This window comes from Antarcticibacterium sp. 1MA-6-2 (assembly GCF_021535135.1).
GTDB lineage: Bacteria > Bacteroidota > Bacteroidia > Flavobacteriales > Flavobacteriaceae > Gillisia.
Genome location: NZ_CP091036.1, coordinates 1,873,369 through 1,887,542 on the forward strand (window position 1 = coordinate 1,873,369; position 14,174 = coordinate 1,887,542).

At 35.7% G+C, this 14,174-nt stretch carries 12 protein-coding genes; 2 read left to right on the top strand and 10 right to left on the bottom strand.

What is annotated here, in order from left to right; genetic code table 11:
- Positions 1 to 19: 19 nt before the first annotated feature.
- The 7 genes from LZ575_RS09460 to LZ575_RS09490 all read right to left on the bottom strand — a co-directional run bounded on the left by LZ575_RS09460 (position 20) and on the right by LZ575_RS09490 (position 7,764).
- Positions 20 to 1,042, bottom strand: a complete 1,023-nt coding sequence (locus LZ575_RS09460; protein ID WP_235330420.1) for a sugar kinase — start codon at positions 1,040 to 1,042, stop codon at positions 20 to 22.
- A 423-nt stretch (positions 1,043 to 1,465) separates the two neighbouring features.
- A complete protein-coding gene (locus LZ575_RS09465) occupies positions 1,466 to 3,025 on the bottom strand; it encodes a sodium:solute symporter family transporter (RefSeq protein ID WP_235330421.1) in 1,560 nt (519 codons plus the stop codon).
- A gap of 214 nt (positions 3,026 to 3,239) precedes the next feature.
- A complete protein-coding gene (locus LZ575_RS09470) occupies positions 3,240 to 4,736 on the bottom strand; it encodes a RagB/SusD family nutrient uptake outer membrane protein (protein WP_235330422.1) in 1,497 nt (498 codons plus the stop codon).
- 9 nt (positions 4,737 to 4,745) lie between these two features.
- On the bottom strand, positions 4,746 to 6,314 hold the full coding sequence (locus LZ575_RS09475; protein WP_235330423.1) for a SusC/RagA family TonB-linked outer membrane protein: 1,569 nt from the start codon (positions 6,312 to 6,314) through the stop codon (positions 4,746 to 4,748).
- Entirely contained in the window at positions 6,280 to 6,801 is a 522-nt protein-coding gene (locus LZ575_RS09480) for a hypothetical protein (protein ID WP_235330424.1), read from the bottom strand. The genes LZ575_RS09475 and LZ575_RS09480 overlap by 35 nt, the downstream gene beginning before the upstream one ends.
- Positions 6,770 to 7,312 (bottom strand): TonB-dependent receptor plug domain-containing protein, encoded by a 543-nt coding sequence (locus LZ575_RS09485; RefSeq protein WP_235330704.1) that lies wholly within the window; start codon positions 7,310 to 7,312, stop codon positions 6,770 to 6,772. Before LZ575_RS09485 ends, LZ575_RS09480 begins: the two co-directional genes overlap by 32 nt.
- Before the next feature lie 20 nt (positions 7,313 to 7,332).
- Complete coding sequence (locus LZ575_RS09490; RefSeq protein ID WP_235330425.1) at positions 7,333 to 7,764, bottom strand: carboxypeptidase-like regulatory domain-containing protein; 432 nt, start codon at positions 7,762 to 7,764, stop codon at positions 7,333 to 7,335.
- Positions 7,765 to 8,028: 264 nt separating this feature from the next.
- Between LZ575_RS09490 and LZ575_RS09495 the strand changes: the two genes are divergently transcribed.
- Both LZ575_RS09495 and LZ575_RS09500 read left to right on the top strand, forming a co-directional pair.
- Positions 8,029 to 8,895 (top strand): AraC family transcriptional regulator, encoded by an 867-nt coding sequence (locus LZ575_RS09495; protein WP_235330426.1) that lies wholly within the window; start codon positions 8,029 to 8,031, stop codon positions 8,893 to 8,895.
- Between the two features lie 64 nt (positions 8,896 to 8,959).
- Positions 8,960 to 10,225, top strand: a complete 1,266-nt coding sequence (locus tag LZ575_RS09500) for an IS256 family transposase (protein ID WP_409187199.1) — start codon at positions 8,960 to 8,962, stop codon at positions 10,223 to 10,225.
- A 12-nt stretch (positions 10,226 to 10,237) separates the two neighbouring features.
- Here LZ575_RS09500 and LZ575_RS09505 read toward each other — a convergent pair whose 3' ends face one another.
- The 3 genes from LZ575_RS09505 to LZ575_RS09515 all read right to left on the bottom strand — a co-directional run bounded on the left by LZ575_RS09505 (position 10,238) and on the right by LZ575_RS09515 (position 14,169).
- Positions 10,238 to 11,140, bottom strand: a complete 903-nt coding sequence (locus LZ575_RS09505; protein ID WP_235330427.1) for an SMP-30/gluconolactonase/LRE family protein — start codon at positions 11,138 to 11,140, stop codon at positions 10,238 to 10,240.
- A 76-nt stretch (positions 11,141 to 11,216) separates the two neighbouring features.
- Complete coding sequence (locus LZ575_RS09510) at positions 11,217 to 12,752, bottom strand: DUF4981 domain-containing protein (RefSeq protein ID WP_235330428.1); 1,536 nt, start codon at positions 12,750 to 12,752, stop codon at positions 11,217 to 11,219.
- Entirely contained in the window at positions 12,700 to 14,169 is a 1,470-nt protein-coding gene (locus tag LZ575_RS09515) for a glycoside hydrolase family 2 protein (RefSeq protein ID WP_235330429.1), read from the bottom strand. Before LZ575_RS09515 ends, LZ575_RS09510 begins: the two co-directional genes overlap by 53 nt.
- Between the last annotated feature and the right edge of the window lie 5 nt (positions 14,170 to 14,174).

The window sequence follows — 14,174 nt, forward strand, 5'->3', positions numbered from 1 at the left end:
TTAAACTATTTTAAAATTCTTAGCGCTTTACCTTTGCAGCGCCATCATTATCTATAAAATTTATAACTTCTTCTTTACTTACCCGGTTTACATCTCCGAAAATACTATGCTTTAAGATACAGGCGGCAGTAGCAAATTCAATTGTTTTCTGAAAGTTCTCATCAAATTCCAAAAGACCATACAGCAATCCGGCCATAAAAGCATCTCCGCTTCCTACCCTGTCTACTATAGGTATAACATCCCTTATTTTTTCACTATAGAGTTTATTATTATTGTATAATAAACCTCCTATCCTTTCATGGGAAGCATTTACCGATTCGCGAAATACCATCCCTATGCTATCAAGGTTTGGCAAGAATTCCATAAGCTCTAAAAAAGCTTGTTTAACTTCGTCTTTATTTTTATAATCTGGTGCTATTTTATCTTTTTTAAGCATAAACCGAGCGGTATCAATATCGCCGATTATGACATTACTATACTGCAGTAATTCAGGCATTACGTCATATGGCTCTTTTCCATAGTTCCAAAGTTTACTTCGGTAGTTTAAATCGGTGGAGATTTTAAGTCCCATTTCTGAAGCTTTTTTCACGGCTTCCAGACAAGCCCCAGCCGCTTCCTGGGAGATTGCCGGGGTAACACCGCTCCAATGGAACCAAGTTGCACCTTTAAAAATTTTAGCCCAATCAAAATTATTTGTTCCAATTTGTGCAATTGAAGATTCTGCACGGTCATAAATAACATTGCTAGATCGAACCGATGCTCCCATTTCAATAAAATACAAGCCTAATCGATCGCCTTGCCTTAAAATGTTTTCACAACCAACATTTACACTACGTATTGTATTTATAACACAATCCCCAAGCGCATTTTCAGGAACTGCAGTCACAAATTCTGTTTTTAAACCAAAATTAGCTAAAGACGCTATAGCATTAAATTCACCGCCTCCGTAAACAGCATTAAAACTGGTGGCCTGGTCAAAACGAAGATTCCCCGGGGGTGATAATCGCATTAATATCTCACCAAAACTTATTACTTTCTGCATATTAAAAATCTTAAAATTCAACCGTGTATTTTATCACTAGGTTTCGAACTTTGTTCTGAATATTCAATTTATGTTTGCGATATGAAGTCATTCTCCTTTAAACATGAACATAAACTCCTGCGCTCGTAATTTACTTACTATCAATACTTTACTAAAAATCTAATAAAACATCTCTTGAGAAGTAGGGTTATTTTATTACTAGTTTAACCTCTTCACCCTTAAGAATTATAAAATCAAATAACTCTTTATGATTGTATGAACACGAATTTCTATTTTTTTCATTTCATTAGTTATACATATTGATAAACTGTTACTCGCTTGTTATTATGAAAAAACATTCTATAACTCTTGTTATAAAAGAGAATATACTTTCAACTACTCACTAATTATATTTATTCTATTGCATAAATTCCCACTGCTCTTTTACCAAAAAACAATATAAAGGGCAAGAAGCATAATAAAAATACCAATGGAAACCATATTAAAAACCCGGTCTGTTTTAAACATGCGCTTGTCTACGTTAATAGCCTTCGGATAGGTTTTCATTCTTCCTTCTAACAATGACCAAACAACCATGAAAAATGAGGTAAATAGAAATGCGCACAACATTTTATCAAGAAATGGCATTGCTGGGAATACAAACTTTAGAAAAATCGAAGCAGGAAGAGAAATAATTATCCCAAAAAATGCTGCATTAGAGGTAGTCTTTTTCCAGAACAAACCTAAAATAAAAATTGCGGTAATTCCTGGGCTAAGCATACCTGTAAATTCTTGGATAAATTGAAAGGCTTGTTCAACTCTTCCCAAAAGAGGGGCGACGGATGCCGCGATTATCATTGCCAACACTCCAGAAAGCCGACCTGTTTTTACAAGTTGCTTTTCTGATGCTGTTTTATGAAAAAAATTCTTATAAATATCCATTGTAAAAATAGTAGATGTACTATTTATAATTGCACTCAATGATGATACAATTGCAGCAATAAGGGCTGCAAAAATAAACCCTTTAAATCCAGAAGGTATAAAGGTATTAAGCAACCAGGGATAAGCACCATCGGGTGTATCTATTTTGGCATCTAGCACAAAAGCAGCAATACCCGGCACAACAACTATAAGGGGTATTAATACCTTTAGGAATCCCGCAAATGCCATCCCTCTTTGCGCTTCTCTGAGATTTTTGGCACCTAAAGCCTTTTGTATAATATATTGATTAGCCCCAAAATAATAAATCCCGGCTATCCAAATACCTCCAAAAATTGCCCGCCATCCAGGAAGGTAGGTAAAATTGGGATCAGAAGACTTAATAATCATATGTAGCTTTTCGGGCGCTTCATTTGCTATTATTTTAAAACCTTCAATTATTCCGTTACCATCACTAGTTGCATTTAAGGCTAGATAAGTAGTCATAAGCCCACCAGAAACAAGAAAAAAGACCTGTATAATATCGGTACTGGCAATAGCTTTTAAACCATTGAAAACAGAATAGAGCAAAGTAAATACAGCCAAACCAACAATTGCCCATATTAAAGGAATATCCAATAATATTTTGATAGTAAGAGCTCCCAAGTATAAAATTGAGGTAATATTTACCAGGACAAAAAGTGCAATCCAAAAAACAGCTAGAATGGTTTTAATGCGATTATCATATCGGTATGCCATAAACTGAGGCATAGTATAAATCTCATTCTTTATAAGGATAGGTAGAAAATATTTAGCCACTACAATAAGTATTAACGCGGCTATCCATTCATAGGTGGCAATCCCTAGTCCTATGGCATACCCTGACCCTGACATGCCGATAAATTGCTCTGCTGAAATATTTGCTGCAATAATAGAAGTACCAATCAGATACCAAGGCAGACTATTACTAGCAAAGAAATAATTGCTGCTGCTGTTCTCTTTTTCTTTTGATCGGTGTAAAAAATTACCAACCAATAAAATGACCAAGCCGTAAGCAATAAATATTAATATATCAAGTGAACTCATATCTCGTTATCTCGAAAATTGATTCTTCCTAAATTATCCACTGATTTTTCTTTTCTCGTTTTAAATATCAGCTAAACCACATTTAAATAAAAGAGAATGGATGAAGCTTCTTCAAACATTATTCTCTTAATTTGAAAAAGCTTCATTTGATTATTTCCGGAACACTAATATCAAATTTAAAATATTTAACATCAGTCCTGAACATGTCACTGTTCTAATATCCAGGGTTTTGCTCCAGTTGGTTTCCATCTATATCAAATTCTGCACCTGGAATTGGCCATAAATAATCTCTATTAGGATCAAACTTACGCACCCCTCCAGGATCCTGAAGGCCATCTAATTCATTTTCAGCAATATCCCATCTCCTCAAATCAGAATATCTCGAAGCTTCCAAAACAAATTCTACACGTCTTTCCAGTCTTATTACCTGCCGCATTTCCTCTTGGCTCAAACCTGGTTCTACTGGAGGCATATTTACGCTGGGTCTAGTCCTAACAGCATTAATTGCGTCATATACTGATTGATCCGGACCAACTGCTTCATTTTGAGCTTCTGCGTACATCAAAAGAATATCGGCATATCTCAAAATAATGGCATTTCCTCCCGTGGTATTGGGATACCCAATAGGTTCCACTACTTTATCTTCGTCATAAGGTGTGTACTTTTTAAACGTAAATCCAGTATAATCATCTTCATGGTTTTCTATACCATTCACCGTAGAACCGGGAACAAAAACAGTTTGCTTTAGTCTTGGATCTCTATTTTCATATGGGTTTTCTGGATTGTACAGCGGAGAGTTTTCTTGGGTCAACCCATCCTCCATTAAATAAGCATCCGCTAGATTCGGCAAAGGTACTATAGAAGACCATCCTCCGTACTGTAAACCACCTAGGTATAATTGATAAAAATTACCTTGTTCTGGTGCTTTATATTGTACATCAAAAATGACTTCTACATTATTCTCATTTTCTTTCAGAAATAACTCCCGGTAATTAGGATATAAATCATATCCCATTTGCATAACTTCTTTTGCAGTCATTGCAGCCTCTGTCCATTTATCATTAAATAATAAAACTCTTGTTTTCATTCCTAAAGCTGCTCCTTTGGTTGCTTTACCTGCTTGATCTTGGTTTTGGGGAAGTAAATCTGCAGCCCTATCAAGGTCCTTTAAAATTTGTTCCACGACCTTCTCTTTCGGTTCTCTTACTAATTCACCATGTTCAATTTTTGGAGATTCCAGTGGCATTGGGACACCCCCGTATAAATCGGTAAGTGTAAAGTAAAAATAGGCTCGTAAAAACAACGCTTCCCCAATGGCAGAGTTTTTCAAGTCCTGGTCTAAACCTTCTATTAAATCGATATGGTCCAACAGTGTATTGGCACGGCCTATTCCCTTATAACTATCATTCCAAATCCAGCTTATTGCACCAGGATTTCTTGTATCATGGGTGCCATCAGCAATTGCTTTAAAACCTTCCCAGGGATAGTGATTGTAAGCGTTATCGGTCAATACATCGAAATAAATATAACTTTGTTCCAAACTTCCCAAAGAACTATATATTCCATTCAATGCCAACTTTAGATCACTTTCAGTTTTCCAAAAAGTTTCAGATGATATCTGTGTGGTTGAAGATACTTTTAGCTCATCTTTAGTACAAGATGATATGAAAAACAGCAGTACTATTATTATTTTAAAGTTAATTTTCATCATTTTGTTTTTTTATAGTGATAAATTTAGACCTAGAGAATAAGTTTGAACATTAGAGTAAGACCCCCTTATCTGAAAAGGATTCTTTTCCGGATCCAAACCCCGGTAAGAAGTAAAGGTTAATGGATTTTGCGCATTCATGTAAACGCGTAACCTTTTAATATTTATCCTTTCTGTTATCATTGATGGCAAAGTATAGCCTATCTGAAAGTTCTTCAATCTTAAATAAGAGGCATCTTCTACTAAAAATGATGAATTTCTCCATACATTATTAATATAATTACTGCCACGCACCAAACGAGGATATTTATTATTTGGATTTTCTGAGGTCCAAGCATTATCTACCCAAAACTTAGGTAATCCCGCATTGTTAAAGAATGGTTTTTGCTCTTCCTCGGTTATAGCATGGTTTCCCTCTACACCTTGGAATAAAACAGATAAATCAAAGCCTTTATATTCTGCAGAGAGATTTAACCCATAGGTATATTTTGGAATAGAACTCGCTATTGGCTGTCTATCCTCATCATTAATCTCCCCATCATTATTTAGATCTTGAAATTTAATATCGCCCGGTTGAGCAGAGGGTTGAGCTCCATGTTCGTTAATTTCCTGTTGATTTTGAAAAATCCCCAGCATTTTAATGGTATAGAACTCATCTATGGGCCTTCCTTCAGCAAGCCAAGAAATACCTCCAATAGAAGGAGCATCCAATTTGATTACTTCATTATTTATAGTGGTCAAGTTTGCATCTACATTATATGAAAACTCACCTATAACATTCCTATGGGATAAAGCAAATTCTAGTCCTTTATTTTCTACGGATGCTAGATTAACTGTTGGCGCCTGAAGCCCACCTACAACTCCAGATACATTTATAGGTCTTAAAATGTCATCTGTAACTTTATGATAGTAATCAAAAACAAACCCAAGCTTTCCACTAAAAGCTCTTAAATCAAGGCCAATATCGGTTTGTGTAGAAGTTTCCCAAGTAATCTCTGGATTAGGAAGAACTGTCTGTGCAGCACCGCCTACTAATTGCCCGCCATAAGAATAATTCTGACCCAAAGCGTACCTAGGAGAATATTGGTTTGGTGCAATAGCCTGATTTCCAAGCTTACCCCAGGAGCCTCTCAATTTTAGATTATCAATAAAATCTATATCATTAAAGAACGATTCTTTATCAATATTCCACCCGGCAGAGAAAGATGGGAAAACCCCCCATTTTTTACCTTCTGCAAAATTTGATGATCCATCATATCGAACATTAGCTTCGAACAAATATTTTTCCTTAAAATTATAGGTTACTCTTCCAAAAAATGATTGCAAACCATAGTTCACTGTACTTCCTCCTGCTGTAGGATTAACTGATCCTGCACCTATCTCATGTAGTTCATTACTTGGCAACCCCTCCTTTGAGGCATCAAGACGTTGGAATTTACTTGTTTCCTGTTGAAATCCACCTAGGGCAGTAATATTATGTATGTCAGAAAATGATTTATCATAATTTAATGTAGTTATAAAAGAAATTTCCCGATCGGTATCATACCTAGTTCCAAGCTGATAGTGCTCTTCCCCCAACATTTTGAGCCGTGGCGGACTGTGTTTTGGGATTGATCAGAAAAACCTCCGGTCTAAATACTTTTTTAAGCATATGATAGGATTTAACTGCAGCTGTACCTTTTAATTTTAAACCATTTAAAATCTCATATTCTGCTGATATATTAGCTAATAGATTATCCCATTCTGTATTGTTCTTACCTTCCTTAACCCCAGCCAATGGATGGGTATTATTTAAGAATCCCAGCCAGGTAGATGCATATCGACCGTCTTCCAAATATGGAGCCCAGGTAGGGACAGCTCGGTCAATCCATCCAATTACCGTAGAAGCTCCTACTACAGGCTCATTAACATCATCATACCTTCCAGATAACTTTAACTGATAATTGAATTTTTCCGAAACTTTCGTGTCTATATTAAGTCGAGCCATATATTGCTTTGTATTTGTACCTAAAACAATACCATCCTGATCTATATAGCTAAGCAGAAAAAGAATAAACCGTTTTTTCATTACCTCCACGTATACTTAAATTATGAGAACTTATTCTGGCATCCCTGTACATTAAATCCTGCCAGTCAGTATTAGGATATAAATAGGGGTCAGATCCGTTCCTATATTCCTCAATTTGGTCATTAGTAAATGCTGGTTGTGCCGATGGGCTCTCATTATATATAGCCTGATTCAGGTACTCCATAAATTTGACTGAATTGGTCTCATATTCAGTTAATTTCGTCGGTTTCTGAAATCCGGTATATCCATCATAATTAATTGTCATTTTCCCACTTTTACCAGTTTTGGTTGTTATAAGTATAACACCATTGGCCGCTCGAGAACCATAAATAGCCGCTGATGCCGCGTCCTTTAAAACGGTTACACTTTCTATATCAGAAGCATTCACATTCCCCATACTTTCTGGTATCCCGTCTACCAAAACCAAGGGATTATTATTACCTAGGGTACCAACTCCTCTTATCCTTATACTACCTCCATCTGCACCTGGTTGTCCAGATGTCTGTGATATATTTACCCCTGCAGCTACACTTAAGCAAGTGCTTGTGTAGCATTTGTGATTGGCCTATCCTCGATATCATCAAATTTCACAGTAGATATTGCTCCTGTTAAATTCACTTTCTTTTGCTCTCCATACCCTACAACTACCACCTCTTCTAATGCAGACGTTTCGGGTTCCATAGCAATATCAATTTGACTTCTTCCATTTACATCTATATTTTGAGTCTTATACCCCATAAAACTTATCACCAAAGTGGCGTTTTCAGGAACTTCTATTTCGTATTCCCCGTCAAAATCAGTCATTACTCCGTTGGTAGTACCTAACTCCAACAAATTTACACCGGGGATAGACATTCCGGTTTTGCTTTCGGTAACTTTACCTGTTACAGTGCTTTTGTTTTGAGCAATGGAGTTAACCTGAAAAAACAATAAGCTAAAAATTAAAAAAATAAATTTATTCATAATCGAAGTTAATTTTGGTGATTACTATTGTGAACAAAATCTTAAAATCAAATATTAACAAAACACTATCTATACAAGATGAATAATATCCGGCATTAAACTGAAGATTTTACTATAATTGTTAAAACCTAAGTTTTTTGCCATGTTTAATAAATAGATCATTAATTATATCTGTTTTCAAAGTTAAATTAACATTGAGAAGCGGAGGTTTATAAAATTATCAATTACATTTCCTATATTTGCTTAAGACCGAAAATTTACACAGTGAAGGCGAATTTTAGAAAACTAAATATCCCTATAGAACGTGCTTTTCATTTGAGAAGGGATGTCAGGGAATACTTTGATGATGCCTGGCATTATCATGAAATGTTAGAACTAGTATATATAGAAAAAGGTAAGGGAGAAAGATATGTAGGAGACTCTATTAACTCCTTTTCTAGCGGTGAAGTTGTACTGGTGGGGAAAAAACTTCCACACTTATGGAGAAGCCCAAAATCTAAAACTGTAGATACTAAAAAATGTAGTTGTATCATCTTACAATTTTCCGAAAATTTATTAGAGGGAAATTTTTTTAATTTACTAGAATTCCAAGACGTTAGAAGTTTGCTTAAACGAGCTGAGAGAGGAATTGTTTTCCAAGAGAAAACCAGAGCGAAGCTTTCAAAGAAACTTCAGAAATTAATTAAGTCTGATGGAATGGTTAAGATTATCCTTTTCTTAGAAATATTACAAATTGCTTCGGAATCCAAACAATATAAACTTTTATCAAGTTCACTTTTTAATGAAAACATTTACAATAAAGATCAAACTATTAATAAAGTTTTTAGTTATGTAATGGAAAATTTTGCAGAAGAAATAACTCTTAAAGATGTCGCGGATTTGACAGATATGAATAGAACAGCTTTTTGTAGATATTTCAAAAGGAGAACCAAAATTACCTTTACCGCTCTTTTAAATGATATTCGTATAGCTAATGCTTGTAAACTAATTAGAGAAAATAATAGTCAAATTACAGAAGCAGGTTATTCAAGTGGGTATAATAGTCCTTCATACTTTTATAAGCAATTTAAATTGATAAAAGGAATGTCCCCCTCAGAATATAAAAGTAAAAATCTCGTTGATACGCTTTAATATGAGGCTGTAAAGTAAACTCTGTCTGAATTGAATTATTTATTAATTTCATTCAGATAGAATTATGATTACAAAAGAACAACAAGAATTCGAGAAGAAGGTACTTGACCAGTTCATGTCTGGCAAGAGCCTTTTTGGTGCAGACGGTGCTTTTGCACCCATGCTAAAAAATATTATTGAGAAAGCCCTTGAGGCAGAGATGGACTCCCATCTGAATAGTGATGAACGCTCCAAAGGGAATAAGCGCAATGGCAAGGGAAAGAAAAAGCTAAAAAGTGGCTTTGGTTCCTTTGATATTGAAACTCCTGAAGACCGTCAAAGCAGCTTCCAACCGGAACTGGTCAAAAAACGACAGACAATCCTGGCGGATAATCTTTCAGAAAAAATCATCGGTCTTTATGGACTTGGGATGAGCTACCGTGACATCTCGGGGCATATTAAGGAAATGTATGACACCGATATTTCCCATACCGTTTTAAGCCAAATTACCGATCAGATCATTCCTGATATCAAAGCCTGGCAAAGTCGTCCACTAGAGCCGCTCTACTGCATTGTTTGGCTTGATGCCATGCATTATAAAGTTAAAGTGGATGGGAAAATCACCCATAAAGCACTCTATAACATTCTGGGTATTACAAAAGAAGGGAAAAAGGAAATTCTGGGTATGTATATCTCTGAGAGCGAAGGTGCTAATTTTTGGCTACAGGTTTTAACCGATCTTCATAACCGTGGATTACAGGATATTCTAATTGCCTGTACAGATAACCTCAAAGGCTTTACACAGGCCATCTTAAGCGTTTATCCAAAGGCTCAGGTTCAGCTTTGTATTGTACATCAAATTCGTAATTCACTGAAGTATATCGCCTCGAAGGATCAAAAAGAATTTATGAAAGATCTGAAAAAGGTTTATAGGGCCGTCACTAAAGATGTAGCCGAAGATGAGCTATTGAATCTGGAAGAGAAATGGGGAAGTAAATATCCTGTAGTCATTGAAAGCTGGCAGCGTAACTGGGAACAGCTATCTCAATATTTTCAATACACTGAGCCCATTAGAAAGATTATTTATACCACCAATGCCGTAGAAGGCTTCCATCGTCAGATCAGGAAAGTTACCAAGACCAAAGGTGCTTTCACTAATGATATGTCACTACTCAAGCTAGTCTACCTGGCTACAAGAAACATTGAGAAGAATTGGACTGCTCCTTTGCATAATTGGAGCCTTACGATTCAGCAATTTTATATTAAATTTGGAGACCGGATACCGCTGGCCATAAACGCCAATTCCTCTGGGGCTAGCCCCAGAGGAATTGAAATACTAGACAGAGTTTAATTTACAGACCCTTTAATATTCTTTTTCTAAATTTACATGGGGTGATAAAAATCCCGCCACATCCATTTTTTTATAAAAAACAGATCCACTATTTGGATAATTTTGTAATTCCTCTTGATTTAAAGAGTCCCTCGCCGTTGTAATTATTAAAATATCCAAATTTTCACCTCCAAAGGCACAGGAAGTAACTAAAGGCGCATCTATATTGATCCTTTCGATTATCTTTCCCGTTACCGGATCGCAACAAATAACACAATACCCTCCCCAAAGCGCTATCCATAAATTTCCATTTTCATCAATTGTCATCCCATCTGGGGCACCCAGTTCTTCCGGTATTTCTATTACAGACCGCTTGTTTGATATTTCAGAGTTCTTATTAAAATCGAAAGCATAAACCAATTGATCTAAAGTATCAATATAGTACATGGTCTTTTTATCACGAGACCAGGTCATTCCATTAGAAATGGAAATATTGGACAAAACTTTTTTAAACCCCTTTGTAATATCATAACGATAAAGACTCCCCATTCCTTTCTTCCCATTGACCGCCATTGAACCAACCCAATATTTTCCATAAGGATCTACCTTTCCATCATTAAAACGAACCTCGGGCTTAAAATTCATTTGAGTGCATTTGTCTATTATATTTTCTTTTAGATCAATTTGATAAATAGAGTCCCAATCAGATATCAAATATTTATCTTTTCCCACCTGCACTATAGATGACGGCCTATACCCTGAGTATATACCATAACTTTTTCCCGACGGGAATTCTGTGCGGAAAATGTCCCCATTTATAATATCAATCCATAAAAATGAATTGAGCTCAGGAACCCATAGGGGACCTTCGCCTAATTCTGCTTCGGCTTGCAACCATAATAAAGCATTTCTTTTGATGACTTTCGAATTACTCATTTCTTAAAGTCTGTATTTTAATTTAAAAACGGCCTATAAAATTTTGAATAAACATTACAATAATTTTATTGCGTATTTATTGAGGGAATAGTGAGAATTCGGCTTTTCCCTTATAAGTTCCATCCAATAGGAAGTTCCGCTGATAATTGCCCCAACTTAAATCTATATAATCAAGTTTATTTAAAAGGTATAACTCTAAATGATCATTAGTTTTAGACAATCTGCAGGACAAGACTCCATTACCTTGGACCGTTATCAATTTATTCTTATCATTCCCCAAGGAGTATTTATAAACATTCTCTTTTGTAGCTTTGGCTATACGAGTTAATTCGGAGCTATTTTCTTTATTTGTTCCTTCATAATAAAAACTTTTGGTATCCTCATTCCAAAGCTTTTCGGGCTTTTGTCTATATTCGTTGAGAGTATTGGGATAAAGATTCGTTTTACCACTCAAAGCTGACAAATGATTTTCAGGATATGCACTCCAATAACCATTTCTTTCCCAAGATAGGGTTGTTATAGCATCTTCTAAAATATATTTCACTCCTACTTCCCGAACATATTCTTTAGGCAAGTTCTCAAAAGAATAGGTTGTTTCTATTTTTCCATCATAAAAAATCCGGATTTTAAAGGTGGCTATGATAGAGCTATAGCTTCCATTGATAGTCACCACTGCTTCATTATTATTCAAAGCATAATTTATATCATTCAGATTCCAATTTTTGCTGTAATTATTAATTTGGTTTGAAGAATAGGAAATGGCTTTACCCTTTGTTTTATAAACCATTTGAGGTCCGGAAACGGCTAGATTACTCCCATCTTTTTCAATATTTGTTATTAATCCTGTAGTAGCGTCCAGTGATATGATACCATTACTGGTAATAAAATTTAATACATTATCCGCTCTGTTTACCTCTACCTTTTCTTCAGAATTAATTTGCCGAGCGGTCTTTCCCGGTTTCTGACTTAATAGATAACGATCTATAAGTTTCTCGTTATTATTATAAAACTCTACCGCAATCTTTTTATCAGCTTTCCATTTCGCTATAGGTAAGGAAATCTCTCCCCTGGTATGAGGTGGCAAATCAAAAGGAGATAAAGTTTTAGTTACACCATTATAGGTGTATGCAAGGGTAACTTCATTTAAATTGGTATGATCAAATCTATTGTAAACAGGTATTTTGAGAGAATCTCCTTCCTTATATCCCTCTATAGTAGTATTCATAATCCTGATAGGCGAATAAGCTTTTTTTGTATTCCAAAATTCAGGCTTTTTTCTGCGCCATACATCTACTATTCCCCATTCTCCATAGCCTACGGTAGTTCCTTTGTAGGTTTGCACGGTATTATCTTCTATTCCCCACCACTTCCTAAAACCTTCAAGGTTTTCCGGCAGCATAAAAGTTTCATCTATCATTCCCCAAATTGCACCCCCTAATCCACCTTCTGCTTCAAAGGTTTTTGTCCACATCCTGTCCAGGCTTTGTCCCCAAAAATTACGGGTGTTAGGATCTTCTATTATAGTTTCATTATTATAGGAAGCCACATGAGCCCATTCATCAAAAATAACTAAGCATCTTTTTATAACCAAAATTCTTGGTTTGAATCTCATACTGTGTTAGATTACCATTTATAGGAGGGTAATGCATACTTAAAATTTGGTACGGTTTTTTAAGACTATCAGAAACCGACCCAGGATAACTAAACATTATAGGCCTGGTGCTATCATTATCTTGAATCCAATCATAGGATTTTTTAAAATTAGAGCCATATATGCTTTCGTTCCCTATTGACCAAATAACTACAGATGGATGATTTCTATTAGCAGTGACCATTTCCTCTATTTGTGACAAATAACGATTGGTGTATTTTGGATTGTTATGGGAATTGGCAGCTATTTCGTAACCTTCAATGCGGTAGCCAGGTATAACAAAACAAACGGCGGTTTCATCTTCGACATAGAGCCCATATTTATCGCATAATTCCAGGAAATTCTCAGTGGGAGGATAATGTGAAGTTCGGATATAATTCATGTTGGCTTCCTTGGCCAGTAAAACATCTTTTAATTCATATTCAGGAGTAGAAACACGACCTAAGGTAGGGTGTACATCGTGCCTATTAGCACCCCGTAATTTGACTGGTTCCCCATTGACAATTAGTTTATTTCCTTCTACTTGAACCTCTCTGAATCCAACGTCCTTGCTTTGACTCCATATAATTTCGTCATCCTTAATAAATGACAATCTTAGCTTATACAAATTAGGATGTTCCGCATCCCATTTGGTAAGTTTAGAGATCCGGTTTTCAATTTCAAAAAGATTTTTTCCATTTAAGCTTATTAAAGGTTCTTTCAAATGTATCGATTTACCTTCTGGACTTTTAAGAGAAATTTGAACCTTTGTTTCCTTTGCCTCATTAAGTAATTTACCCGATACTTTCAAAACTGCATCTGTAAAGGATGAATCTAAATCGGTCTCTACAACAAGCTGTTCCAAAGGATTTTCTGGTCGTGCCAATAATTTTACATCTCTCAAAACGCCACCAATCTGATGTTTTGCGTATCCACTGGCATAGGATATATTATCGGCCCTATCTGTAACTTCCAATAAGATCAAAGCTTCTTCACCAGGCTTAACATAGTCCGTGATTTCTGCTTTCCATCTTGTGAACCCTCCGTAATGATCCCTTATGTATTCACCGTTCACCCAGAGCCTTGCATAACTGTAAACACCATCAAACTGTAGATAGATTCGCTTTTGCGCATAATCTTCAGGAACCCGTGCTTTTTTTCGATAAAGAAAGGGCTCATCACTCTTGATGGCAATTCCCTGCATCATTAGCTCCCCAGGCACTTTTACATCAGACCAATTCAAGGTATCTGGTGTTTTCCAAAATTCATCAGACAACTTTGTAGAAACCTCCCAATCTCCATTAATTAATATCTCCGGAGCTACAACATCTTTTAGATAAACTTCAGGTAGAATTTCTTCACTTTTATTACAAGCCGAAACAATTAGTATTGTGCTCACTAAAA